Origin of the sequence: Ferrimonas gelatinilytica, from assembly GCF_039544205.1 — a bacterium.
Classification (GTDB): Bacteria; Pseudomonadota; Gammaproteobacteria; order Enterobacterales; family Shewanellaceae; genus Ferrimonas; species Ferrimonas gelatinilytica.
The window spans coordinates 220,838-246,042 of record NZ_BAABLF010000001.1; the positions used below are offsets into that span (position 1 = coordinate 220,838).

General features: G+C 50.6%; 20 protein-coding genes. 4 read left to right on the forward strand and 16 right to left on the reverse strand.

Translation table 11 applies throughout. From position 1 onward, the window contains the following. Positions 1 to 281 precede the first annotated feature (281 nt). The 15 genes from ABD997_RS01025 to rfaH form a co-directional block, all read right to left on the reverse strand. Positions 282 to 1,448 carry a nucleotide sugar dehydrogenase gene (locus tag ABD997_RS01025; RefSeq protein ID WP_345315152.1) on the reverse strand — a complete coding sequence of 389 codons (1,167 nt, stop codon included), beginning with the start codon at positions 1,446 to 1,448 and terminating at the stop codon, positions 282 to 284. Between the two features lie 201 nt (positions 1,449 to 1,649). Beyond that, positions 1,650 to 2,357: an NAD-dependent epimerase/dehydratase family protein gene (locus tag ABD997_RS01030; RefSeq protein WP_345315153.1), complete on the reverse strand. Its 708-nt coding sequence runs from the start codon at positions 2,355 to 2,357 to the stop codon at positions 1,650 to 1,652. After that, a complete protein-coding gene (locus ABD997_RS01035; RefSeq protein WP_345315154.1) occupies positions 2,354 to 3,508 on the reverse strand; it encodes a hypothetical protein in 1,155 nt (384 codons plus the stop codon). The genes ABD997_RS01030 and ABD997_RS01035 overlap by 4 nt, the downstream gene beginning before the upstream one ends. Beyond that, a complete protein-coding gene (locus ABD997_RS01040) occupies positions 3,505 to 4,113 on the reverse strand; it encodes a CatB-related O-acetyltransferase (RefSeq protein ID WP_345315155.1) in 609 nt (202 codons plus the stop codon). Before ABD997_RS01040 ends, ABD997_RS01035 begins: the two co-directional genes overlap by 4 nt. Continuing rightward, a complete protein-coding gene (locus ABD997_RS01045) occupies positions 4,085 to 5,230 on the reverse strand; it encodes a hypothetical protein (protein WP_345315156.1) in 1,146 nt (381 codons plus the stop codon). The genes ABD997_RS01040 and ABD997_RS01045 overlap by 29 nt, the downstream gene beginning before the upstream one ends. Then, complete coding sequence (locus tag ABD997_RS01050) at positions 5,199 to 6,362, reverse strand: O-antigen ligase family protein (RefSeq protein ID WP_345315157.1); 1,164 nt, start codon at positions 6,360 to 6,362, stop codon at positions 5,199 to 5,201. The genes ABD997_RS01045 and ABD997_RS01050 overlap by 32 nt, the downstream gene beginning before the upstream one ends. 98 nt (positions 6,363 to 6,460) lie before the next feature. Next, positions 6,461 to 7,213 carry a glycosyltransferase family 2 protein gene (locus tag ABD997_RS01055; protein ID WP_345315158.1) on the reverse strand — a complete coding sequence of 251 codons (753 nt, stop codon included), beginning with the start codon at positions 7,211 to 7,213 and terminating at the stop codon, positions 6,461 to 6,463. A gap of 2 nt (positions 7,214 to 7,215) precedes the next feature. Next, positions 7,216 to 7,755, reverse strand: a complete 540-nt coding sequence (gene rfbC, locus ABD997_RS01060) for a dTDP-4-dehydrorhamnose 3,5-epimerase (protein WP_345315159.1) — start codon at positions 7,753 to 7,755, stop codon at positions 7,216 to 7,218. Continuing rightward, entirely contained in the window at positions 7,755 to 8,654 is a 900-nt protein-coding gene (rfbA, locus tag ABD997_RS01065; protein WP_345315160.1) for a glucose-1-phosphate thymidylyltransferase RfbA, read from the reverse strand. Before rfbA ends, rfbC begins: the two co-directional genes overlap by 1 nt. A 6-nt stretch (positions 8,655 to 8,660) precedes the next feature. After that, positions 8,661 to 9,725, reverse strand: coding sequence for a dTDP-glucose 4,6-dehydratase (rfbB, locus tag ABD997_RS01070; RefSeq protein ID WP_345315161.1), 1,065 nt, complete (start codon positions 9,723 to 9,725; stop codon positions 8,661 to 8,663). A 186-nt stretch (positions 9,726 to 9,911) separates the two neighbouring features. After that, on the reverse strand, positions 9,912 to 10,970 hold the full coding sequence (gene wecA / locus ABD997_RS01075; RefSeq protein ID WP_345315162.1) for a UDP-N-acetylglucosamine--undecaprenyl-phosphate N-acetylglucosaminephosphotransferase: 1,059 nt from the start codon (positions 10,968 to 10,970) through the stop codon (positions 9,912 to 9,914). 274 nt (positions 10,971 to 11,244) lie between these two features. Next, positions 11,245 to 12,207 carry a Wzz/FepE/Etk N-terminal domain-containing protein gene (locus tag ABD997_RS01080; RefSeq protein WP_345315163.1) on the reverse strand — a complete coding sequence of 321 codons (963 nt, stop codon included), beginning with the start codon at positions 12,205 to 12,207 and terminating at the stop codon, positions 11,245 to 11,247. Positions 12,208 to 12,252: 45 nt separating this feature from the next. Further along, positions 12,253 to 12,645 (reverse strand): four helix bundle protein, encoded by a 393-nt coding sequence (locus ABD997_RS01085; RefSeq protein ID WP_345315164.1) that lies wholly within the window; start codon positions 12,643 to 12,645, stop codon positions 12,253 to 12,255. 181 nt (positions 12,646 to 12,826) lie between these two features. Next, entirely contained in the window at positions 12,827 to 15,583 is a 2,757-nt protein-coding gene (locus ABD997_RS01090; protein ID WP_345315165.1) for an SLBB domain-containing protein, read from the reverse strand. Positions 15,584 to 15,809: 226 nt separating this feature from the next. Continuing rightward, positions 15,810 to 16,454 carry a transcription/translation regulatory transformer protein RfaH gene (gene rfaH, locus ABD997_RS01095; RefSeq protein WP_345315166.1) on the reverse strand — a complete coding sequence of 215 codons (645 nt, stop codon included), beginning with the start codon at positions 16,452 to 16,454 and terminating at the stop codon, positions 15,810 to 15,812. Positions 16,455 to 17,571: 1,117 nt separating this feature from the next. On the opposite strand from rfaH, the gene ABD997_RS01100 reads away from it, so the two are divergent. From ABD997_RS01100 to ABD997_RS01115, 4 genes are all read left to right on the forward strand, one after another. Then, complete coding sequence (locus tag ABD997_RS01100) at positions 17,572 to 19,077, forward strand: peptide MFS transporter (protein ID WP_345315167.1); 1,506 nt, start codon at positions 17,572 to 17,574, stop codon at positions 19,075 to 19,077. 593 nt (positions 19,078 to 19,670) lie between these two features. After that, positions 19,671 to 20,753, forward strand: a complete 1,083-nt coding sequence (locus tag ABD997_RS01105) for a polysaccharide export protein (protein ID WP_345315168.1) — start codon at positions 19,671 to 19,673, stop codon at positions 20,751 to 20,753. Continuing rightward, entirely contained in the window at positions 20,750 to 21,187 is a 438-nt protein-coding gene (locus ABD997_RS01110; RefSeq protein WP_345315169.1) for a low molecular weight protein-tyrosine-phosphatase, read from the forward strand. The genes ABD997_RS01105 and ABD997_RS01110 overlap by 4 nt, the downstream gene beginning before the upstream one ends. Before the next feature lie 87 nt (positions 21,188 to 21,274). Continuing rightward, complete coding sequence (locus ABD997_RS01115) at positions 21,275 to 23,476, forward strand: polysaccharide biosynthesis tyrosine autokinase (protein WP_345315170.1); 2,202 nt, start codon at positions 21,275 to 21,277, stop codon at positions 23,474 to 23,476. A 241-nt stretch (positions 23,477 to 23,717) separates the two neighbouring features. Here the strand turns inward: ABD997_RS01115 and ABD997_RS01120 are convergent, their stop codons facing one another. Beyond that, a complete protein-coding gene (locus tag ABD997_RS01120; RefSeq protein WP_345315171.1) occupies positions 23,718 to 24,860 on the reverse strand; it encodes a response regulator in 1,143 nt (380 codons plus the stop codon). Positions 24,861 to 25,205: the final 345 nt, after the last annotated feature.

The window sequence follows — 25,205 nt, forward strand, 5'->3', positions numbered from 1 at the left end:
CCACGGCCCTTCAAATGTATCTCTAGATGTAACTTACATTGAGCAGGCGCGAAGCCCAACACCCCGCACCCAAACGGGCAACCGTAGATTCCAGGTTCTAGGTTCTAGGTTCTAGGTTCTAGGTTCTAGGTTCTAGGTTCTAGGTTCTAGGTTCTAGGTTCTAGGTTCTAGGTTCTAGGTTCTAGGTTCTAGGTTCTAGCATGAGCCTACACCGCCTGTCCCGGGTACCCGGCTTTTTGCTTTTAGAACCTAGGCTCTTCCCTAGCACCTAGTAGCCTGCTTTAATCAGACCCAAACAGATCCCGCGTATAAACCTTATCCGCCACATCCCGAATCTCATCAACCATACGGTTAGAGAGGATGACATCGCAATCAGCTTTAAACTGAGACAGGTCCTTATACACCTTCGAGTGGAAAAACTCGTCTTCTTCCAGCACCGGTTCGTAAACCACAACTTCAATGCCCTTGGCCTTGATCCGCTTCATCACGCCCTGGATAGCTGAGGCGCGGAAGTTGTCTGACCCGGACTTCATGATCAGTCGGTAAACACCCACTTTTTGAGGGTTACGGCGAATGATGGAATCAGCGATGAAGTCCTTGCGGGTGGTATTCGCATCGACAATGGCACCAATGATGCTGTTCGGCACATCCTGGTAATTTGCCCGTAACTGCTTGGTGTCTTTGGGCAGGCAGTAACCACCATAACCAAAGGAAGGGTTGTTGTAATGGCTACCGATACGCGGGTCCAGGCCAACGCCTTCGATGATCTGTTTGGCATCAAGACCGTGAGCTTCGGCGTAAGTATCCAACTCATTGAAGTAAGCAACGCGCATCGCCAGGTAGGTATTGGAGAACAGCTTTACCGCTTCCGCTTCGGTGGCATCGGTAAAGAGCACATCGATGTTCTCTTTAAGCGCGCCTTCTACCAAGAGGTTAGCAAACACTTTGGCGCGTTCTGAACGCTCACCAACGATGATGCGGGAGGGGTGGAGATTGTCATAGAGCGCCTTACCTTCCCGCAGGAACTCCGGCGAGAAAATCAGGTTGTCACAACCCAGCTCCGCCTTGATGCGGTCGGTATAACCAACCGGGACCGTAGACTTGATCACCATCACAGCATCGGGATTGATGGCAATAACGTCCTTGATAACCGCTTCAACAGATTTGGTATTGAAGTAGTTCGTCTCGGTGTCGTAGTCCGTCGGCGTGGCGATCACCACGTACTCTGCGCCTCGATACGCTTCTTCTTTATTAAGAGTGGCAGTGAGATCCAGCGACCGGTTCGCCAGAAAATCTTCAATCTCAGCATCCGCAATCGGCGATTGGCGATTATTAATCATCGCGACTTTCTCTGCGATGATGTCTACCGCGACCACTTCATGGTGCTGCGCCAGCAACACCGCATTAGACAGGCCTACATAGCCTGTACCTGCTACAGAAATCTTCATTTTTCCCCAAATATATTTTTCGAGACTTAAAGTCGCAAATGCGTCAACTCTATTTTTATTGCAGTTTGGCCATCAAAACTGAACTTGTCAGTTTATAGCATAAGACCCATCTTATAGTGCTCCGGACAAGAAATTTAACTAATAGATGAGGAGGAAACCAAAGACTATTCATTGCTCATATTTAAGCAGTGAATATAAAATCTATTTGTTTATGGATAAAAACACTTTATGTAACTTTTTACCAAATAAAGAACTAGGCTTATAAAAAGGGTTATTAGACATATCAAGAATCGTATCTCTCAACTCCCCTAACGTGATTGGGTATGTGGAAGGGAGACTTAACGTTATCTCAGAATGCATTTGTTCAATAAAGTAATCAACTAATTCCTCAACGCACATATAGTTTATCGTATATTGCTCGTCATAAACTACCAACTCCCGACCATGAATAGCGTTACAAATCCAAGTCGCCAAAATCGAGTTATGATCAGGTTTAGCACCGATACCAAAAAGATGTGGGAGTTTACAAATATGAACGGGAACAGAAACACTACGTCCGTACTCAAAGATCATATTCTCCGCTTCTAACTTCGTATTTCCATAAGAGCTATTTGTATGACCAGCATGAATGGTAGAGGAAAAAACAACGGGAATCGGATGACTCCGAAGCAACCCAAGTAGCTTAGCAGTCAGTTCTACATTAGCAGAGTAGAATTTTTCATAAGATGCTTTTGGATTGACCTCTCCAGCGAAATGGTAGCAATAGTCAGCGACTTTAACCATTTCGTCCATTTCTTCATAAGAAGTATTTCTAGTTACAGGTAGTACATTAACATCAGATCCTGACAATCTTTCAACTAACGCACTACCAAGAAAACCGTTACTACCAGTGATTAGTATGTTCTTCATGTTAGAATCAACTTAATAAAATCTGACCAAACTTGATCTTTAGGTTGTTGATACTCGATGCTGGGAATGACATAATCCCAATTATCAATAATCTCAGAAATATCCGTTGCTGTCGAAAACTCAAACACCTTGTTAGGGTAATTTTTAAGCAGACTACCAAAAGTACCGGAACGAACAAAGATCGGAACATTACTTTCTAAAGCCATAGCAAATCTAGTTGGCAAACTACAGTGACTTCTCGCATTATCGAGACCGTTATATAGCATTAATACACCATCATGCCTGTCAACAAAATTGAGCAACTCTCCTCGTAGAATGTCTTCAAACCCAAAAGGCTCGAATTTATTCAGTCGAGTATTTCCTTCTATATCTCTTGAATTCTGAACCCAGACATTAAATCCATCACTAGTTAATCTAACAAGTTCTTTTTCTACATTGTCTATTGTACGACTCTTGAAAAATGTATTACCAAGAAAAACAAGGTCAACAGTATCATTATTTATTTTTTTATGACTTGGAATTCTTTTTACAAATGGACAAATAACATCAGTTGAAACTAGGATTTTTTTTCCTTCAATTAGGCCATTTACTCGTAGATGCTCCTTCATTTCCGATGATGGAACCGCTAAACCATCAAAAGAATTGAAATAGCATTTATCAAAAATAGAGTAAATGCTCTTTTGGGCGAAATTGCAGTCAGTTCGGACAGGGTAGGTGTTAACTATTAGAATACTCTTAGCTTTAAGCCCTAGCTCTAACAAAGAATTATCTATCGCCTTTTTTTCTTGCTTAAGAGTAGTACTCCAAAAGTAAATGATTATATCTGGCCTATTCTCCCTTACATGCTCTTTTACCCTTGAGTATTGTTCGCAGCTTAGTGACGATATGTTTTCTTTCATAGCCAATATAAAAGAAACCATATGTGAACGATCTAATCCCATCTTAGACAAGAACCTTTTCATTTTAGACTCTTGACTGAGGGAAAAGTTTGTTCTAATTACTGTCGTAACATCTTCATTCGTAGACTTATTATTCCTTACTTGCTCTCTGCTGCTATCTATAAATGATAAGTCATTACTAATTTTAGAAAAAATATCTAAATAGGCATGCGTAAAAAGAGTGTTAGAAGAGCCAACAAAACATATTTTCACTGACGAAGTATCCTTTTGGCATCATCAAGGTCTTTCAACCACCAATCAAGGCTACTAATCTCTTGTATTCTTTCTTTAGGAAGACGATATCGTATCAACTTCGCGGGAACGCCTACAACGATTCCGAAATCAGGGACATCTTTAGTAACCACAGCCCCGGCACCTACAATTGCGCTATTGCCAACTCTTACCCCACCTTTTATGCATACATTGGCACCCACCCAACAATCATGCCCGATGACTACCTCAGAAAAGTCTTCCTCTCTCTTACCTTTAAAGAGACTTTCATTATATAAATATGGAGACAAAGATGGGCCTTCAGTGGGGTGCTCTCCTAAACCAATTGCACAACTTGGCCCAATAGAGGTGTACCTACCGACTGTACAATTCACCAATATTGAATTAGGTGAGACATAAGAGTATGCACCGATTTTACTAGAGATAACCCTGCACCCATCATTAATTAAGTTATTACCAGACAACTTGGAATCTGGCGTGATAATGGTTCCCTTTCCTATGTTCACTCGGCGAGTAACCAAGCGCAAATACATCTTATACAAAAAAACAACAAAACTCTTAGCAATGTTTTTTAGTAACGCTTCCATACTTCCCTCCGGTTGAAATCAAAAACATAACTACGGAAATAAAGAGATATACTGGGAGTGTCCAAATTGACATTTCTGAGAATTCGATTCCCAACATCCAGATCAAAGCTATAAAGCCAAAAAATGTCAAGCTCAAATATCTACTCACTCTTGAAATACCCCGATGCAGATCAACTCTATGCGCAAGCATTGAGAACACGAAAAGCTCGATTAAACTAATCGTTTTTAGTGTGCAAATTGCCATCAGAATTAATGGTTCAGCCTCAAAACCATACACAAAACTCAAACCAAAACTTGTGCCTAAGTATAGAAACAAAAATAATATTGGAATAACAGATATTACTTTAGGAAGAATATTGTTAATGCTACCGTGAAAAGAAACCGAGCGAATTATCACTTTGGTGGCCGATGACGTCGGAAGCATGATTAGCCCACAAATGGAGAGTATGGGCAAAACATGGCTCGAAGATTGAGCAGTTAATGCAATAAGAACAAATACTTTATCAACATATCGATTAATTGTCGGTATCGCTGAGGAAATCAAATATCCTACAGAAACCTTCCTAATTCCTCTAAAAGAAAAAGATACCGTAATGATGTTGCATCTAAATAATGAGCGTATTGAATAAAGGCAAGATGTTATATTCGCCAAGGCATAAGCAATAAAGACATCAAAGTTTGAATAAAAAAGGACTATAAAAACTGTTGTCTGTATTAAAAGCATTTTTGCAATTGTTCTATCTTTCTCTGCGATTCTTAATAGGTTCATCGCAGTATCGGCCAACATTAACGAGCAGAGAAAAACTACAATTAATAAGTCAACCTGATCTTGAAGTATTCCAACCGCAAAAACGAAGAAAGCGTATACTATTGCAATGTAGAAAAATATAGAGACATCGTACTTATTTTTACCGCTATCTGAAATCACAACAACGTTATAACATGCTGTATTTAACACGTGAACAAAAAGAAGCGGAACGTACATTAAGTAGTTAAACTTTAAGTATAAGTCAACATCCCTCCTGTACAATTCTGGAAGTACTATAAGCTGCAAAAGCATCAAACTCAGCAGCATAGGTCCAAAGCTATAAAGAAACTGTACTATGTTTTTCTTCAAACTTGCTCACCCATCTTTTTCGCTTGAATGCAACTAAAACAGCAGTCATTGAAATGACAACATAATTATCCAAATTGTTACCGCTAAACATTGAACCAATAAAGATCACTGCCAAGGAGTAGTAAAGAACTGAATAGCTCTCGAATTGACTTGAAACAACATCAAAAAATAGTTTTACAAACTGTATAAGTAGAAACAGACTTAATGCAAATCCAAAAATCCCATTAAAAAATATCAGTTCGAGAAACAGATTGTGCGGATAGGGGAATTGATCGTGCCCAAATTTGGTTATAAAAATATCATAAGATTGGCCAAAGCTTACTATCCACTCTAAAGGATTATTGAAAAATTCTGCCCATGGCGCTAAGCGCAGGGATAATGATTGATTCCCTTCGTAATCAAAGTTAAATAAACGACTACTTATAAGAACTTCTTGATTTCCGATAACAAAAACAACCATTATAGAAAATACGGAAAACAACCAAAAAATACCACTAGAGATTTTAATTTTACCAAGGCAACTATGGAATGCTGCGAATAGTAAAAGCGCTATGGCGATAATCCCCCCTCGAGATCCAGTCGCAACAATCCCCAATATCATTATTGAAATTGTAAACGCTATCAATATTACTTTGCGAAGGGTAGTATTTATAAATTTAATCAACAAAAGTGGAAAAAGTGACAATACTGCAAAGACTCGATACAGCATATTAGGTCCGAATACGAAACTACCGCGCTGACCACTACTCAATATTGTCCCGCAAACAAAGAATGCCAGAAGAAGCAAAGACGACACTGCCAGTGTTCTTGTGAATTTTTCCGACCACTCATTTCTTCTTATATAACTAAATAAAAATGCCAAACAGAAGACTGATACTATGCAATGGAAAACCCACATCGGATAATAATATTCATAATCAGCCAATGCGCTTGTTATAAAGACGGGAATTAAGGACAGAAGGAATAAAATCGTACCTTTAGAAAACACAATGCTATAGTTATTACAAGAAAGCATGAAAACACTCACAATAGCAACAGCAAAAGGAAACACTCTAATGCCCATCACATCGGAACCACCAGAAAAAAGTAGCCAAAAAAATGAAACAATAACCAGGATTGGGGCTATATTCATGCAGTGTAATCTTGTTCAACTTTGAAATCAAAGAGACATTTCAGCTGCAAGTAAGGCTCGGCTTACTTGCAGTTGAATATTGAAATAGATAGAAGGTTTTACTTTCTAAATATGGCTCTATATCCATAATTAGCAAAATGGAAAAGAGCAATACTAAAACTTAGCCCCTCAATCTCCCGATAAATCTGCCACTGTCGTTTGGCCTTTTTTAATTTGTTCGAGGAAATTGAACCATTGACGATTCTATAATAAGTCAAAACTGTTTTGAGACACGTTGCGCTTTCACCGTCCTTTAGAATACTAAGCCAAAACGCATAGTCCTGACCAGTTCTGATTAAAGGCATTCTTTTTGAGCCAATAATTCTCTTTTTTATGACGACGGTTGAGCATCCTATCGTTGCTCTCTTTGACAGCATATCATTATAACCAACAGTTCCCATAGAGTTTGCATCAATGACATTAGTACCTATGACGCCATCCTCAGAGATTGTCGAGTAGGACGTAAATGAGAAATTTATATCTTTATTTCTCATAAACTCTATTTGAACTTTAAGCTTATTTTCATTCCAGATATCGTCTGAGTCCAGAAAAGCAACATATTTTCCAGAAGCCATTTCTATCGCCGCATTCCTTGTCACGGCAGCTCCAGAGTTATCACTATTCCTATATAATTTGATTCGACTATCTTTGCTAGAGAATTCTTCAAGAATTGAAGCCGTCATATCCGTTGAACAATCGTCCACCACAATTAGTTCCCAATTGCTGTAAGACTGCTTCAATACTGAATTAATGGACTCCGCTACAAACCTCTCAGAGTTGTAGCATGGCATAATTACACTGACTAATTCCATATTCAAATATTATCAAAAATTTCTTTAAAACTAGGAAGCAACTTGTCTTTATCAGAAATCAAAGGGGAATCTACCTTCCAATCAATATTCAAATGCTCATCATTCCAAATGATCCCTCCTTCATCTTGAGGATCATAATATTCTGTACATTTATAATGAAAATCAGCAAATTCACTAAGTACAGAAAAACCATGAGCAAAACCAGGTGGAATCCAAAGCTGTCGATTGTTAACGTCATTGAGAATTACAGCTAGCGATTTGCCAAATGTCGGAGAATTCTCCCTCAGGTCAACAGCAACATCAAGAACTTCTCCACGGGTAACGCTAACTAACTTACCTTGAGGTTTGTTTTTCTGAAAGTGTAACCCTCTAATTACACCTTTCGATGATCGAGAGCGATTATCCTGAACAAAGTCAAAGTCAATACCAGACTTTTTGAATCTTTCCAGTTGAAAAGATTCAAAAAAGAATCCTCGACTATCTCCAAATACTTTAGGCTCAATTATATAGCAGTCTGACAGCTCAGTATTGATTACTTTCATTATACATTTGCTCTCGTTGATTTTCTTAACACAGAGTCTTGCACCAGTGAATTTAGATACTTTCCATATTCATTTTTCTTCATTAAATCGGCCACTTTCAAAATATCAGAGTCAGTTAACCATCCTTTGTTCCAAGCAATTTCTTCTAAGCAAGCGACTTTCAACCCTTGTACATGTTCGATGGTCTGAATAAAGGAAGATGCTTCATGTAAACTTTCGTGTGTACCGGTATCAAGCCAAGCAAAACCTCGACCCAATAACTCTACATTTAGTTCACCATTTTCAAGATACATCTGATTTATTGAAGTTATCTCTAGCTCCCCGCGTTCCGAAGGAGTGACTGACTTTGCGTAATCGACGACTTGGCTATCATAAAAATAAAGCCCTGTCACAGCCCAATTAGATTTTGGATTTTGGGGCTTTTCTTCAATGGACGTAGCCCGATAAGTATCATCGAATCCAACTACACCAAATCTCTCAGGATCTTTTACATGGTATCCAAAAACGGTAGCTCCGCGATTATTTTTGATAACGCTTTGCAGTTGCCTAGAAAAAGACTGCCCATAGAAAATATTATCTCCCAAAATCAAACATACTGGGTCTTTACCGATAAAGTCTTCACCAATCAGGAAAGCCTGCGCTAAACCCTCAGGTTTTGGCTGAACAGCATAGGAAACATTAATACCGAACTGAGAACCATCTCCGATAAGACGTACAAATGAATCATTATCTTCAGGAGTAGTAATAATTAGGATATCTCTAATCCCAGCCAACATCAGTGTTGATATAGGATAGTAGATCATCGGCTTATCATAAACCGGCAACAATTGTTTTGACACGCCCATTGTGATTGGATATAAACGAGTTCCTGAGCCACCTGCGAGAATTATTCCTTTCATCTTATTTTACCCCTTGAAACCTAATCTTTCACCAACATACGAACCATCCAAGACACGTTCCCACCAATCTTTATTATTTAGGTACCACTCGACCGTTTTACGGATCCCGGTATCAAAAGTTTCTTCCGGCTTCCAGCCCAGTTCGCGCTCGATTTTAGACGCGTCGATTGCATAGCGAACGTCATGGCCCGGGCGATCAGTAACGAAAGTAATAAGATCTTCGTAAGCGTTAACATCTTCAGGCTTATTTGGGTGTAGCTCTTCAAGCAGAGTGCAGATGGTTTTTACCACATCAATATTAGCTTTCTCGTTATGGCCACCAATGTTGTAGGTTTCTCCTACCACACCTTCTTTTACCACCTTGTACAGTGCTCGTGCATGGTCTTCCACGAATAGCCAATCACGAACCTGCATGCCATCGCCATAAACTGGCAATGCTTTGCCAGACATGGCATTAAGGATCATCAATGGGATCAGTTTTTCCGGGAAATGGTATGGCCCATAGTTGTTAGAACAGTTCGTGACGATTGTTGGCAGGCCATAAGTACGACGCCAAGCTCTTACTAGATGGTCACTTGAGGCTTTAGATGCAGAGTATGGGCTGCTCGGCTCGTAAGAGGTCGTTTCGGTGAATAGGTCATCAGCGCCTTCTAAATCGCCATATACCTCATCGGTTGAGATATGGTGGAATCGGAACGCTTTTTTCTGGGCATCTTCGAGTGTGTTCCAGTATTGGCGAGTCGCTTCCAGCAAGATATAGGTGCCCACGATGTTGGTTTCGATAAAAGCTGCGGGTCCATCAATGGAACGGTCAACATGACTTTCCGCCGCAAGGTGCATCACCGCATCGGGTTTATGCTCAGTAAAGACGCGGTCCATTTCTGCTCGATTGCAAATATCAACCTGCTCAAATATGTAACGGCTAGACTCTTCCACTTCACCGAGTGACTCAAGATTGCCAGCATAAGTGAGCTTATCAACATTTACTGCAGTGTCTTCAGTATTCTTAATAATGTGCCGTACAACAGCGGATCCAATAAAACCAGCTCCGCCCGTAACCAAAATTTTCATAATTTATCCTGGACTAAAGATTAGAATGTTCACCAGACAGGCTCTGAAAGCTACAGCCGGGTGATGTCAAAAGTGTTTTAATTGAGACGCTTTTCACCCCAAAGAGAAAGCCTCTTTTGATTAAAGAGGCTTGGTATATTAGTCGCTTATTTACTAACAGGAGGAGTGTTATCTCCAGACGTAAAATCACTTACCATGTGCACGTAGCCATTTAACGACTTTCCAAATGTGCTGGATGAGATAACTGTATCCTGCAAACATGAGTAAGAAGCCGAGAAGCAATAAAATATCTGGCAGATTAAACCAATAACCCATGACGCCAATGACGGAAATGCTTAGCGCGAGGCAACTGATCCAAGCTAATGCGCCTTTGGACGTTAATCCTGCTCTCATAAAGATATGATGTAAGTGATCACGGTCAGGCTTAAAAGGGCTTTGCCCCTTTTTCTTGCGCCGATACATGATGGCAGCCATATCCATTAAGGGAATCGCAATAATCCACAGGGCTAAAACTGGCGAAAATGAGCGATTTTCTCCTTGGCTTCCGAGGACTAGCAGCCAAACTATAGTTAAACCAATCACCATGGAGCCCGCATCGCCCATGAATATTTTACGCAGCCTTCCGGTGGGCCAGCCTAGATTAAACATCAGGTAGGCGGCGATAGCGGCGATAAAGAGTAGCGGCAACATAAACCAAGGATCATTGTTCAACGCCATTAAAACCGCAAGCCCACCAAAGCTGATCATGCTCAGCATTCCGGCCAAACCGTCGATGCCGTCCACCATGTTAAATGCGTTAATGGCTCCAATCACGGCAATCAATGTAACCACAGGGCCAAAAACGCCGAGTTCGACGACGCCAAATCCGAACAGATTTCCAAAATCTCGCAGGTACTCGTCAGCACCAAAGATCATCAGGGATGCCGCGAACGCCTGAGCGAAAAGGCGGTAAGACACCTTGAGGTCATATTTATCATCCAGGACACCGATAAACAGCATCAATGCAGCAGACAACAAATACATCTTCAGGGTCGTGCCCACAGGGAAAAAGACTAAGGCAGCCGACATCACAGAGATAAAAATTGCGATACCGCCTATGAGCGGGATAGCGCCATTGTGAGCTTTGCGCCCACCAGGCACGTCTACCAGTCCAGCTTTGATCGCCACAGGCTTACCCAATCGGATCAAAAGATAGCTGAGTAGGAAGGTAAACAGTAATGGTAGTAGCGTGGTTTTCAGTTCCATGGGTGGTCCAGATAGATTCTAAGAGCAAAAGCCTAGGTACTAGGTTCTAAAAGCAAGAGTCTAGGTGCTAGGTGCTAGGTGCTAGGCGCTAGGTGCTAGGTGCTAGGTGCTAGGTTCTAAAAGCAAGAGTCTAGGTGCTAGGTGCTAGGTGCTAGGTGCTAGGTGCTAGGTGCTAGGTATCAAAGCATGGCCGCGATGGCTTCCGGTTGGGAAGCCATCGCGGCCAGAGAAAAGCGAAGAATGTTGTTAAACGGAAAAAACTTTAGATTGCTATTCAGCCCTTTCGAGCAAAGTGGCGGATTAGTACAAGCATCACGCCCAGCATGCCGCCGAGCAGGGTGCCCAGTACGCAGATTAGGGCTCGGGCGGGTTTGGCTTTGAGTTCTGGCACTACAGCCGCGTCGACTGTCTTGAAGACATACTCGTCACGCACTTCGGCGAACATCACAGTTTTCGCTTGCTCTTCAATCAACTGGTACAACACGCTTTGCATCTCTGCGATGCGAGTCTGTGCCAGTTGTTGTTCCAGATAAGAAATGCTGCGCTGAGCTTCGCCAAGTTCGCGCTGCTTCATCACCTGGTTAATCTCATCCACCAACCAAGACACCCACTTCTGGGCCAGATGCGGAGAATAATGTTCGATTGAAACCTTAATCAATCCTGTCTGCTTGTCCTGTTCCACGCTCATTAGCTCGGTAAACGCTTCATAGGCTTCCTGAGAGCTGGGTTTCGTACCCCGGGGAGGATTTGGCTCGCGCAGCCAGGTTTGGGTCTCGGCATCATAAATGTCGCTATCAAGCTCCAACGCATTGGCTCCAGCATCCCATCCTTTTGCCGCCATGAGTGGTACAAGCAGTTCATGCTTATCGATAAAATGGTTAATGAACTGGCGGGATTTCATCACTTCAATCGCCATAGCTGTATTATCGGCACTGCCGCCGCCAAGGTTAATCCCCGCCAGCGAGGCCAACCCACCAAACTGGCCAGCAAGGGCCGCTAGCCCACCACCCTTTTCGGCGCTCACCGGTGCCAACAGGGCTTCGGATTTGTAGACGTTGGGTAGATAGAGCGCAAAGGCAACGGCCGCAATAGCGAAGAGGCCGGTGATTGCACTGATGAGCAATTTTCCGGACCAGATGGCGGCGAAGAGTTCGCGGAGGTCGATTTCGTCGTCGGCCAGCTCGTAACGGGCGCGGAAATCCAGTTCTGCAGTGTTAGTCGGTATATTTGAATTCATTATTTTAGTTCTAGGTTCTAGGTTCTAGGTTCTAGGTTCTAGGTTCTAGGTTCTAGGTTCTTCAGGAGCGTACGTAGCAGAAGCTTCATTCACGCTCCCCTTCCTGATTTTTATCAGACTTGCCAGCATTCGAGAAATTTGACGAGCCTCATTGATCATGCGAGTGGCACTTTCTTGCTCCAGCAATCCAACTTCTCTGCCTAGCAGGAGTTGAGTGACGAGCTCTCCGGCAGAGCCTTTGGCAAAGTAGAGAAAGCGTGCAGACTCTTGGTTTGACTCCCGCTCTTCTCCTTCGGCAATGTTGGAAGGAATAGATAAAGCTGAGCGTGTAATCTGATCTTTGAAGCCGAAATCACGGCAATTGGCCATTTGACCGTACAAATCGACATACAGCCCCATTGCTCGCTGCCAGACCTCCAGGTTTTCGTACTTGTACATGCATCCTTTCCTTGGCTAAAGAGCAAGGGCGCTAGGTTCTAGGTTCTATTCTAAGAGCGAGAGCCCAATATCCTGCTCCTATCGCTGTTCCTAGAACCTAGGCACTTCTTTAGTACCTAGCATCCTGCTCTTACCGCTCTTCCCTAGAACCCAGGCTTTTCCCTAGTACCTAGCGCCTTCCTTAAATAATGTTAAGGGCGGAGATGGCGACGGCGGTGTTGTAGATGATGCCGGTGACCTGGCTCCAGAGGGTCAGGTTGTCTTTGTAGGCGGTATCCAGCGGCATAATGATGGTGTCGCCGGCCCGCAGGGTTTGCTTGCCGCCGAACCAGAAGCTGGACTTGGGTATCATCACGGAGCCATCGGCCCGCACCACGTACATCCGGCTGGTGTCCGCCCGCCGGGTGCTGCCGCCGGAAAGTTTCACGTAGTCTTTCACCGTCATTCGTCCATCGAAACGATGAGAAGCCGGGTGCTGAACCTCACCCATCACGGCAATGGTCTGGCGCATCGGCGGGATGTAGATAAGGTCTCCGCCTTCGGCGATCAGGTTATGCTCAGCGTCCTTGGCCTGAATGGCATTGAAGTCCACCACCATGCGGCCTGTTGCCTTCAGCTTTTCCAGCTGTGCCAGCATCGCATTGGTATCCGCCACCGAGGCGTAACTGCCCGCCTCCGAGAGCGTCCGGTTCGCCAACTCCTTGCGCAGCCCCATCACCACCCGCTGGATCTCCAGCTGCTCCTGGCGGCGCACGGATTCACGGGTGAACACCCCCCCATAGGGGTAGGCATACTCGGTAAAGCCACCGGCACGCGTGATCACATCCGCGAGGGTTTCCCCTTTGTGGATGGCGTAGATCCCGGGGAAACGCACCTCGCCGCGGATCTCTACCGTCGGGGTGTTTTGCCAGTCCGGCTTGGCGAAGACGTTCAAACGGTCTCGGCTTTGGAGGGCAATATCCACGCTACCATCGCCTGCCAAAAGCTCATTGAGGCGGATCGACAGGTGATGGATAGAGGTACCCGAAAGATCGTTAGACAGGGTCCGGGACAGTTCCGCCTGGTCCAGGTAGGCGCTCTCCTTCAAGCCGCCGGCCAAGGCAATCAGGTCTGACACCTTGGCGCCTTCCACCAAGGGGTAAAGCCCAGGGTTGGCCACCTCGCCATCGATGGCGACCACTTTCACGCCCTGATCAAAGCGTGCCTGGCCGTTCAGCTTGGCCAATACGGGAAACAGCAGCTCACGGCGGGTCAACTGAGACGACATCTCGATAAGCACATCGTGCTGGAACAGCGCCGTCAGGATGCGGTACTTCAGATCTTCGCTGTTTTTCGCCTTGGCACTGTCGCTACCGCCGTCGTCCTGAACCGCGACCCCGGCCACTTCCTTTCTTTCAGCGAGCGTCGTGCGCTCACTGAGTTTATCGAGGCCTATCGCCGCCTCGTCGGTGTTAACGCGGGCACTGGCTTGCAGAGACTGCTCTTCCGACAGCTCTTCGAACAGCTTGCCGAGCTCACGGCGATCCAGCGCTTCATCGCGGTCGTTAAATACGAGGATCTTATCTCGCGGCATCAGCATGAGGTCTTCCACGCTTCCGGGATGGCGGATCGCTTCAGCCAGGTCGAAACCTTGCACTTCGATATCCCCGCGGACATTGCGCTCTCTCACAATCAACGCGTAACCGATGTCGCTGTTCCAGGTCAGGTCCGCAGAGAGGGAGCGCAGGATGTTGGAGACCCGCATGCCATCTTGCCACTGGTAGTTACCCGGGCGGGCAACGGCGCCGACCAGAGTCACGGCGCCATCAAGCTCGTCGCTGCTGGAGCGGACCTGCAAACGGTCCCCGTCCTGCGCGCGCATCGATTTACCGGCGTTGGCAGTAAGATCCACATTGACGATGCTGCGTTGGTGGCGACGGTTGAATCGCTCCACCACAGACGCGGACGGATAGGCCCCCGGCAGGGTACCCCCGGCCATCGCCAGAATGTCTGCCATGGTTTCACCACCGGCAAGCTCGTAGATCGCCGGGCGACGGACATCACCTTCGACAGCAACTGTTGCGTTCACGGTGGGCACAAACACCACGTCACCGGACTGCAGGCGCAGGTCCCCGGAGGCATCGCCACGCATCAGGAGGTCGTAGGCGTCGAACTGCCCCACCAGCTCCCCATCACGGCGGATCTGGATGTTACGCAGTGAGCCGATTTCACGCAGGCCACCCGCCATCGTCAGGGCGTGGGAGGCGGTACTCAGGGCGCTGACGGTATAGGAGCCCGGGCGGTAAGCTTCCCCGGCCACAAAAATACGGATGGAGCGCAACTCACCCATGGTGATGTTGGCCTTACGGCCAATGAGCTGCTCCTTCGCCGAGGTTTTCAGCAGATCCCGCATCTCGGAGAAGGTCAGCCCCGCTACGTGGATGGGGCCCAGCTGAGGCAGGTCGATGCTGCCATTGCGGTTGATGATAACCCTGTGGGTTTCGGTTTCCTTGCCGTAGAGATGAATACGCAGTTCATCTCCCGGCCCCAGAACGTAGTTTGCCGGCACAGGCACATCGCTGACCGGGGCATAGGTTGAGGGCTCACCCTCGAAGAGTTCGTAACCGTAAGGCCGTAGCTGCCCGTCATCGAAAGGCTCTGCATCCTGCTCGAATTCAAAAAATGGCAACTCCGGCCCCCCCCTTGGGGTGAGCAACGGTTGAGCAGGCTCCTGATAATTACTTCGGGCGCTTCCTCCGCCGCCAGAGCCTAAATAGGCATTGATAAGCGCGGGGTCGATACCGAATTGCCGGGCAAGGCGCTGTTGCTCTGAGGCCGGCAAGCGCTTGAACTGCTCAATCATCTCCGGGGAGGGGGCCGGCATGGCGTGCACGACCTGAGAAAGTAACAGCGGTAAAGTAATCAGCAGCGAAGTCAGTCGTTTAAAGCGTTTTTTCATGGTGACAGCAGGATCCATTGCAGAGCATCCGAAAACCTCAAGGGTGTTAGCGGGCACTATCGCACAAAGTATTGTTTTCATTGTTGAGCGAAAATATCCGGGGCGAGATTTTACCACGCTTCCGCCCTTGGGTGTCGCTCCCAAAGTGCGTAAGGGTCGATTTTTTTGAGGGGGCCTTGCCCGTTCTCAGCAAAGCCCCGTGGGTCAAATCAGCGGTTTCGGGCGGTCAGCGCCGGGTAAAGGACAGGTTGTCCAGGCTGACGCGCTGAGTTTTTCCCATCATTTCAAGCAAAAGCACGCTGCGGCGTGCACCGTCAGGCTCGGCGTAGATCGCACAAAGCGATGCAAACGGCCCGTCGGTGATGGTGACTTTCTCGCCACTTTTTGGCAACGACGACTCGGTAAGCGGCTCTTTGCTCTCCTGCTCCCGAGCCTGCATCTGCCTCAATCCCACCACGAGGCTGGTTTCCACCGGCAAAAGCTGCCCCTGGGTCCGCACGATGGAGGAAACCCCTGGGGTGCTCCGGATTGCTTGGATAGGTGTGATGCAGGGGTCGAAACGAACAAAGAGATAATTGGGAAACAACGGCTGGGCTTCCATCACCCGTTTCCCACGCTTTAAGCGTTCGACATTTATCTCCGGCAAGAAGGTGGCGAGGTGCTGGTTTTCGAGTGCCGCCTGTGCCCGCTTTTCCTGCTTGCCTTTGCAGTACAAGAGGTACCAACTCTGCATAACGTCCCTCTTCCACTTACCGCTTGTTCCATTGCCGTGAGCGCCAAGTTCACACCCGATTGAGGAGTGAACCGGTAGCTTGGTGGAAGGGATGATACCAAGGCGGAATCGATGCGCAAGGGAGTGAGTTTGGTTCATTCGATTGGATCACGATTACGGCCTTTGAGCCTTGCGGTATTTCGGGGGCTTAGGTCGTCATGTAGGCAATCTCTTACGAAATAATGCGAGAGCGTTACGGGCACGAAACCCGGTTGGGGGCGTTCTGGGTTCTGGGTTCTGGGTTCTGGGTTCTAGGTTCTGGGTTCTCGGTTCTCGGTTCTCGGTTCTCGGTTCTCGGTTCTCGGTTCTCGGTTCTGGGTTCTGGGTTCTGGGTTCTGGGTTCTAGGTTCTAGGTTCCTAAGAGCATAATGCCCGCAAATCCGTAGGTTGCCGCTAAGCTCGCGAAGCGCAACGTTGGGGCAATGGGAGTGACATTCCCGCGCTTCGTTGCTCTCAGCGCAGGCTACGTAAGGGATAACCGGCGCGAGATGGCGCAAAACCGTAGGTTGCTGCTGAGCTCGCGAAGCGCAACATCGAGGCATTGTTCGAGGACAACCCCGCGCTTCGTTGCTCTCAGCGCAGGCTACACAAGGGATAAATGGATAACCGGGACGAGATGGCCCGCAAACCCGTAGGTTGCTGCTGAGCCCGCGAAGCGCAACATCGAGGCATTGTTCGCGGACATACATAAGGGATAGATGAGGGACAACGGTAATGCCATTCCCGCGCTTCGCTGCACTCAGCGCAGGCTACATGAGGGATAAATGGATAACCGACGCGAGATGGCCCCAAAACCGTAGGTTGCCGCTGAGCTCGCGAAGCGCAACGTTGGGGCAATGGGAGTGTCATCCCCGCGCTTCGCTGCGCTCAGCGCAGGCTACATAAGGGATAAATGAGAGACGACGGTAATGCCACTCCCGCTGCTGAGCCCGCGAAGCGCAGGCTACATGAAATTAGGATGTGATTGGCGACAGGCTGCGCTTGAAAGCCCATTGCTGATGCATTTTTAGGCGGTCAATGGTGGGAAAATAAGCACGCCGCGGCAGTGTACACCTTGCATACAGAGATTAACCTCGCTCACGCTTTCATCTTGTTGACGATCTGGTTAAGGTAAGCGACTGCCGCTCGCGGGTATAAACAACCTGTGGTTCAAGCGGAGGAGCGAGCTCTGGACGGCTCGACTCTGATAATGATAACGAATCAGGTATACACGCTCATGAGCTCTCACACTGTCGACCGTGGCGAATTCCTTGGCCACCCGAAAGGTCTCTTCCTCCTTTTTACTACCGAACTCTGGGAACGCTTCAGTTACTACGCAATGCGCGCCATTCTGGTGCTCTATCTCGTGGATCGCGTTTCCGAACAGGGCGGTGGCGGCCTTGGCTGGAGCCAGGCTGATGCCCTCTCTCTCTACGGGACATTCACCGGCGCGGTCTACCTGACGCCGCTCATCGGTGGCTGGCTGGCCGACAATGTGCTGGGGCAACGCAAGGCGATCCTGATTGGTGGTGCCATGATGGCCATCGGCCAATTCATGCTGGGTACCCCACACACCTGGATCCCGGGCATGGAGACCACGGTTTTCTACATCGGCCTGGCGACTCTGATCCTGGGTAACGGCCTGTTCAAGCCCAACATCTCCACCATGGTCGGCGACCTCTATAAAGAGGGTGACCACCGTCGCGACGGCGCCTTCACCATCTTCTACATGGGGATCAACCTGGGTGCCGCCCTTTCCGGCTTCCTGGTGGCCTGGGCCTACACCCAGTTCGGACACACCGAAGTGGTCAACGGCCAGGAGATCTTCGTCAACGACTGGCAGGCCGGCTTTGTCCTGGCGGGTATCGGCATGGTGCTCTCCCTGATCATCCAGTTTGTCTGGGCGCAGAAGTTGCTGGGTGACATCGGTACCGTCCCTGCGGCCAAGCTGGATCGTGCCCAAAACCAGGGCAGCCGCAAAGAGCCGCTGACCGCTCAGGAGCGGGACCGCATCAAGGTGATCATGGTGATGGGTCTTTTCACCATCATCTTCTGGGCGGGCTTCGAGCAGGCCGGCGGCCTGATGAACCTGTTCACCAACGAGTTTACCGACCGCACCATCGGCACCTGGGAGGTGCCGACCACCTGGTTCCAGTCTCTAAACGCCATCTTTATCGTGATCTTTGCCCCCGTTATCGCCTCCATCTGGGTGCGCCTGGGCAGCAAGGAGCCGAACTCCCCGGTGAAGTTCGCCCTCGGCCTGGTGCTTCTGGCCGTCGGTTTCCTGTTTATGATCGGCGCCGTTATCGAGATGGATGGTGACCCGACCAACAAGTCTTCCATGTGGTGGCTGGTGGGTGCTTACCTGTTCCATACCCTGGGTGAACTCTGCCTCTCCCCCATCGGCCTCTCCATGGTGACTAAGCTGGCGCCGCTGCGCATCGCCTCCCTGATGATGGGCGCCTGGTTCCTGTTCATCGCCATGGCCAACAAGATTGCCGGGGTGATCGGTTCCTTCATCGGCCACGGTGGCGAAAAGGAGGAGCAGTTGATGAACGCCCTCTCCATCTTCGGCGGCATCGCGGTTACCGCTACCCTGTCTGGCCTGATCCTCTACTTCATGTCCGACAAGCTGGTGGACTGGATGCACGGCGCGGAAGACTCCTCGCCCAAGAGCGAACTGGAAGCGCTGGAGGAGGAGGTCGCTGTGACTGCCGACCACGAAGCGCTGCCCAAGAGCTAACCATTTCGCTTGTGATGATAAAAAGCCTCTGAACTTCAGAGGCTTTTTAATTTGAGCTAGTGACATTAACTGTTCCCGCGCTTCGCTGTGCTCAGCGCAGGCTACGGCTGCGAGGCGGAACATCGGTTAGCACATCGGAGGGATCCCGAGGTTCGCCAACCCGTAGGTTGCCGCTGAGATTGCGAAGCCCAACGTTGAGACGACCGAGAAGCATAACGCGGAGACGAAACGCATATCGAGGGATCCCGTGCTTCGCTACGCTCAACACAGGCTACGACCCCGAAGCGCAACATGATGCCGCATCGGGAACCTAACGGTGCAGTAACCCAGTAAACCATGCAGGTTGACGCGGAAAGGTCAATTTCTGAACCTCGCTCAATGTGAGCCAGTTCAAGGTCAATGGCGACACATTCTGTGCGAGATCACCCTATGGACAAATGTGCTAGCTCTTAACCAAATTGCCTTGATGCCCACTTCCTTTGCCACACGCTGTTCATTAGAATCATGTGTCATTTTACCTATCCGTTTTACTACCTCGATCAGCCTCAGGAGTTGCCTTGAACGCCTTTTACCAAAAATGGAAAGCCCCGTTGGTGGGACTTTCTCTGTCCATCGCTTTGGCAGGATGCGCGGTCCCGGGATCTTACGTCTACGATGACAGCGCCGAGGGTAAAACCGATCAGGTCGATAACTTACGCATCCAGCTGGTGACGCCGGAGTTGCTGCGCAAGCTGAAAAAGCCGGAAGCCCAGGTGCAGATCAACCCTGTGCTGGACAGCGAGATCAGCCGTTACGATTACCGCGTCGGCGCCGGTGACGTCCTGAGCATCACCGTCTGGGATCACCCTGAGCTGACCATTCCCGCGGGCTCCTACCGCAGTGCGGAGGACGCGGGTAACTGGGTCCATAACGACGGCACCATCTTCTATCCCTATATCGGCTCCGTTCAGGTCAATGGCCTGACGGTCACGGAGATCCGCGACATCGTGGCCCGTCGCCTCAGCAAGTACATCGAGGAGCCCCAGGTGGATGTCTCCGTGGCCGCGTTCCGCTCCCAGCGGATCTACGTCACCGGGGAGGTGCAAAACCCCGGGCAGCAGGCGATCACTAACGTTCCCCTGACCGTGCTTGACGCCATCAACTCCGCCAAAGGCTTGTCAGAAGACGCCGATTGGCGCCATGTTGTCCTGACCCGCCAGGGCCAGGAGGTCTCACTCTCCCTGCACAGCCTGTTCGAGAACGGCGACCTGACGCAGAACCACCTGCTGCGCCATAACGACGTGCTCCATGTGCCACGCAACGACTACCAGAAGGTGTTTGTCCTGGGTGAAGTCAATGAGCCGCAACCTGTGATGATACAGCGGGCAGGACTCTCCCTGGCCGAAGCGCTGGCCGAGGTGGGCGGCCTCAACGAGGGCCAGGCGGATGCCAGCGGCGTCTTCGTGATCCGCGCCAATGCGCCGGACGCGGAGGAGTTCGCCAGCGTCTACCAGATCAACCTCAAGGATGCCCGCAGCTACGTATTTGCAGACCAGTTCGAGCTGCAGGCCCGGGACATGGTGTACGTGACCACGCAACCGGTTGGCCGCTGGAACCGCATACTGGGTCAGCTGATGCCGACCATCAACGCCATCTACCAGTCCACCCGTTCTATCACGGAGATCAACGACATATGATGAAGTTCGATAACATCTTAGTGGTGTGCGTCGGCAACATCTGTCGATCCCCCACCGCGGAAGCGATGCTCAAGGCCCGCTACCCGGAAAAGCAGATCAGCAGCGCCGGTGTCGGCGCCCTGGTGGGCAAGCCGGTGGACCCCAAGGCGGCGAGGTTACTGGAGCAGGCAGGACTGCCCCATCAGGATCACCGCGCCCGCCAGCTGACCCAGGAGATCGCCCGGGAGGCGGACCTGATCCTGGTGATGGAGCCGGGGCACATCGGCGCCGTGACCCAGATCGCCCCCTTCTCCCATGGCAAGGTGTTCCTGCTGGGCAAGTGGCTGGGAGACCTGGCGATCCCGGATCCTTACCGCCAGTCTGAGGAAGCTTTTGCCCATGTTTACGGACTGATGGAAAAAGCCTGTAACGGCTGGAGCAAGGTACTGGGTTAGCCCCTGCACCGCCTCCAAACGCTTTGACTGCATCTTGGTGGCTGCTCGCCGAGCGCCACACGCAACAACCAACGAAATGAGACCACTATGCCCACCAATGTGAGTGCCGACGACCGGCAAACACGTCCAATGGACAACGATGAGATTGACCTGGGTCAGCTTTTTGGCCATCTCCTCGATGGCTGGAAAACCATCGCCATCATCACGGCGATCTTCGCCGTCTTCGGCATCGCCTACGCCGTTTTGGCCACGCCGAAGTACCAGGCGGATGCCCTGATCCAGGTCGAACCCAAGTCCAGCGGCATTCCCGGGCTGAGCGAGGTCTCTGAGATGTTTGCGGCCGAGAGCCAGTCCGTGACCGAGATTGAGCTGATCAAGTCCCGGATGGTGCTGGGACAGGTGGTCGACGCGCTGGACCTGACCACCCAGGTCGCCCCTGTGCGCCTGCCCGTGATCGGCAACTTCCTGGCCCGTCGCAACCAGGAGAGCCGCCCTTCCCAACTGCTCGGCTACGGCCTGGGGGGCGAGTCCATCCAGGTGGGCGAGTTCTCCGTGCCGAAAGGTCTACTGGGGAAACCCTTGGACCTCACCGTCGAGACCGCGGATCGTTACCGCCTGACGCTGGATGGGGAAACCCTGCTCACCGGCACCGTCGGTAAGCGCGCCCAGGGCAAAGGTATCCGTCTGACCGTGACGGCCCTGAACGCCGCCGATGGCACGGTATTCAAGCTGGTGAAGCGCTCCCGCAATGCCGCGGTTAACGATATCCGGGCCGATCTTGGGATCAGCGAGCGGGGCAGCAACTCCGGCATCCTCGCGCTGAGCTTCAAGGGTGAAGATCCGGAGGCGATCCGCGCCACCCTGGATCGTATCGCCGATTACTACCTGCTGCAGAACATCAATCGGATGTCCGCCCAGGCCGCCAACAGTCTCGATTTCCTCGATCAAAGCCTGCCCAAGGTCAAGGAAGAACTGGAAGCGGCCGAGGCGGCGCTCAACGAATACCAGAGCCAGGTTCGTACCGTGGACATGAGCCTGGAGACCGAGGCGATCCTCAAACAGGTGGTGGAGTACGAGAAGCGGTTGAACGATCTCAACATCAAGGAAACCGAGATCCAGCAGCTCTACACCAAGTCTCACCCGCTCTACCAGGCACTGATCAAACAGCGCCAGACCCTGGAGTCTCAGAAGCAGGAGTTGACCGGCCAGATCGAGGGGCTGCCCGGCGTCCAGCAGACCCTGCTGGGGCTGCGTCGCGACGTCGAGGTGGCCCAAACCATCTACGTCCAGCTGCTCAACCGGGCCCAGGAGCTCTCCATCGTCGAGGCCAGCACCGTGGGCACGGTACGCATCATCGACAAGGCGGCACTGGCACCGGCCCCCATTGCGCCGAAAAAAGCGCTGATCGTGGTCCTGGCCACGCTGCTCGGCGGCATGCTCTCGGTAATGTTGGTCCTGGTACGGGCGATGCTCAATCGCGGCGTGGAAACGCCGGAGGAGCTGGAAGCCGCCGGCCTCTCGGTCTACGCCACGGTGCCCAAGTCGGAGTACGAGTCCAAGCTGGAGGCTGAGCAGCGCAAGCTGCCGCTGAAACAGCGACTCAACGGCGGCCATGCCCTTCTGGCGGTGGAGCATCCGGCGGACCTGACCATCGAGGCCCTGCGCAGCCTGCGCACCAGCCTGCACTTCGCCATGCTGGAAGCGCGCAACAACATCATCATGTTCTCCGGCCCCGCCCCCAGCGTCGGCAAGAGCTTTATCTCTGCCAACCTGGCGGCGGTCATGGCACAGGCGGGGCAGCGTGTCATGTTGATCGACGGCGACCTGCGTCGTGGTTACATGCAGCGAGTGTTCGGCCTGGCGTGGGACAACGGTCTCTCTGACCACCTGGCGGGTAAGGTTGAACGGGAGGATGCGATTCATCGCACTGTGGTCGACAACCTCCACTTCATGCCCCGCGGCCAGGTGCCGCCCAACCCGGCGGAGCTGCTGATGCTGCCGAAGTTTACCGCGCTGATGACCTGGGCTTCGGAGAACTACGACATGGTGATCATCGATACGCCGCCCATCCTGGCGGTCACCGATCCCGGCATCGTCGGGACCATCGCCGGCACCTCCATCATGGTGGTGAAGCACCAGACCACGGCGCTCAAAGAGATCGAGTACTCGGTGAAGCGTTTTGCCGCCAGCGGCGTCAAGATCAAGGGGGTGATCCTCAACCAGCAGGAGAAGTCCCGTGTCGGCGGTTACCAGTACTACCAGTACGATTACGAGCGTCACACCGGCTAAGCTGGCCTCAGCCACCCGATAACATGAAAAAAGCCTCTGAAGTTCAGAGGCTTTTTTGGTTAATCGTCGGCGTTCGTGAAGCGACCCATCGGGATCATGTCCCGCGCGAAATGGCCCGCAAACTCGTAGGTTGCTGCTGAGCCTGCGAAGCGCAACATCTCGCAATCAGGCGAGCAAAGCCCACTTATTGGAGAGATCCCGCGCTTCGCTTCGCTGTGCTCAGCGCAGGCTACAACCTTTTTTAGACCGAGGGCGGGGTCAGCTGAAGGTATCCCCCAGGGCGCTCCCCCTGTTGCAGCCCACCGAAGCGGTCCGACAGCAGGTCATGACGGATCTCGGCATCCCCCTCGAACAGCACCAGTGATTGCCCGGGTCCCAGGTTTCTGAAGTGGCAGGCCGGCTGTACCTCATGCTCGACACCGATTGGGGGCGCGTTGGGGATCATGATGGGGGACAGTAGGTCCATCGGCGCCGCCTCATCCATGGCTGCCGTTCTCAGGTACGCCCGGATCCCGCTGCCGCAGCGGGCCAGGGCCACCCGGCCGGTGGAGCGACTCAGGACCACGAACACCATCTCCAGCTCGCAACCGAGCTCCGATTTGATCAACTGTTCATTCAGATAGCTGAGCATGGCAAAGGGAGTGAGAATGGTGGTACTGCCACTGTGCTCGCAACGCTTGCGCTTCTGGTTGAAAAAGCTGCGGATCACCACGTTGAGAAAGGCACTGCTGTTCTCCCCCGGGTGCATCTTGCCCAGGTAGGTGCAGTAATGGTCGGGGCCGCAGGCAAAGCCATCGCAGATAAGATCACTGACCGGCTCGGCCTTGAAGATGGCGTAATCGAAGCGACCGCTCTGCCAAAAGGTCTGTGGCTCAGGAAAAAGCTGGGCCTGCACTAAGGTGGCGGTTTGAACATCCTCCTGGAGCAGGTCAAAATTGTCCCTCATCGCCAGCGCCGGTTCCGGCTTATCCGGCTCGGGCTCCTCAGCGGCAACCGGTTCGATATGCCCCGACTCCTCCAGGCAGTTCAGCATCGCGGTTTTGAGCAGAGTAAAATCGGATAACGGCTTCATCAGGTAATCCCAGGCCCCGTTTCTGAGCGCCAGCACCACCTCGGACATCGCCTTGTTGGCGGTGATCACGATACTGGGCAGTTCCGGATCCAGCGCCACGAGCCGGGTCAACAGTTCCTGGCCGTCCATGCGCGGCATGCTGAGATCCACCAGCACCAGATCCGGGCGGTGCCGCTCAAACGCCTCCAGCCCGTGCTGGCCATCCTCCGCTTCGAACACCGTCATCCGCTGCTGGCGGCAGTAGTCGCCGATGAGTTGACGAAATACCGGATCGTCCTCGACGATCAGTACCTTGATACCTTGTAATTCCATTTACCACCTGAATAATGGGCCCGCTTTGCGGGGAGACGTTGAGTCCGGTCCGGGGTCGCTTTTGTGCTTAAGCTGGGTTTTAGCTTCTGGACACCAGGCGCGAGTTCCTAGGCGCGAGTTCCTAGGCGCGAGTTCCTAAGAGCGCCCGATTTGGTACTAGGTACTAGGTTCTAGGTACTAGGTACTAGGTACTAGGTACTAGGTTCTAGGTTCTAGGTTCTAGGTTCTAGGTTCTAGGTTCTAGGTTCTAGGTTCTAGGTGTAGACTTCCAACACGTTGTTCACACCAAGTCGGCTGACTGGTGGTTTTCTATCCAAGCTCCCGTGGGGTCTGACGTGGTTATAC

Excerpts from the sequence above, each read along its gene's own strand:
- ABD997_RS01025 (WP_345315152.1), bottom strand. The coding sequence starts at position 1,448 with ATGAAGATTTCTGTAGCAGGTACAGGCTATGTAGGCCTGTCTAATGCG.
- ABD997_RS01030 (WP_345315153.1), bottom strand. The coding sequence starts at position 2,357 with ATGAAGAACATACTAATCACTGGTAGTAACGGTTTTCTTGGTAGTGCG.
- ABD997_RS01040 (WP_345315155.1), bottom strand. The coding sequence starts at position 4,113 with ATGGAAGCGTTACTAAAAAACATTGCTAAGAGTTTTGTTGTTTTTTTG.
- ABD997_RS01050 (WP_345315157.1), bottom strand. The coding sequence starts at position 6,362 with ATGAATATAGCCCCAATCCTGGTTATTGTTTCATTTTTTTGGCTACTT.
- ABD997_RS01055 (WP_345315158.1), bottom strand. The coding sequence starts at position 7,213 with ATGGAATTAGTCAGTGTAATTATGCCATGCTACAACTCTGAGAGGTTT.
- rfbC (WP_345315159.1), bottom strand. The coding sequence starts at position 7,755 with ATGAAAGTAATCAATACTGAGCTGTCAGACTGCTATATAATTGAGCCT.
- rfbA (WP_345315160.1), bottom strand. The coding sequence starts at position 8,654 with ATGAAAGGAATAATTCTCGCAGGTGGCTCAGGAACTCGTTTATATCCA.
- rfbB (WP_345315161.1), bottom strand. The coding sequence starts at position 9,725 with ATGAAAATTTTGGTTACGGGCGGAGCTGGTTTTATTGGATCCGCTGTT.
- wecA (WP_345315162.1), bottom strand. The coding sequence starts at position 10,970 with ATGGAACTGAAAACCACGCTACTACCATTACTGTTTACCTTCCTACTC.
- ABD997_RS01080 (WP_345315163.1), bottom strand. The coding sequence starts at position 12,207 with ATGAATTCAAATATACCGACTAACACTGCAGAACTGGATTTCCGCGCC.
- ABD997_RS01085 (WP_345315164.1), bottom strand. The coding sequence starts at position 12,645 with ATGTACAAGTACGAAAACCTGGAGGTCTGGCAGCGAGCAATGGGGCTG.
- ABD997_RS01090 (WP_345315165.1), bottom strand. The coding sequence starts at position 15,583 with ATGAAAAAACGCTTTAAACGACTGACTTCGCTGCTGATTACTTTACCG.
- rfaH (WP_345315166.1), bottom strand. The coding sequence starts at position 16,454 with ATGAACCAAACTCACTCCCTTGCGCATCGATTCCGCCTTGGTATCATC.
- ABD997_RS01100 (WP_345315167.1), top strand. The coding sequence starts at position 17,572 with ATGAGCTCTCACACTGTCGACCGTGGCGAATTCCTTGGCCACCCGAAA.
- ABD997_RS01110 (WP_345315169.1), top strand. The coding sequence starts at position 20,750 with ATGATGAAGTTCGATAACATCTTAGTGGTGTGCGTCGGCAACATCTGT.
- ABD997_RS01115 (WP_345315170.1), top strand. The coding sequence starts at position 21,275 with ATGCCCACCAATGTGAGTGCCGACGACCGGCAAACACGTCCAATGGAC.
- ABD997_RS01120 (WP_345315171.1), bottom strand. The coding sequence starts at position 24,860 with ATGGAATTACAAGGTATCAAGGTACTGATCGTCGAGGACGATCCGGTA.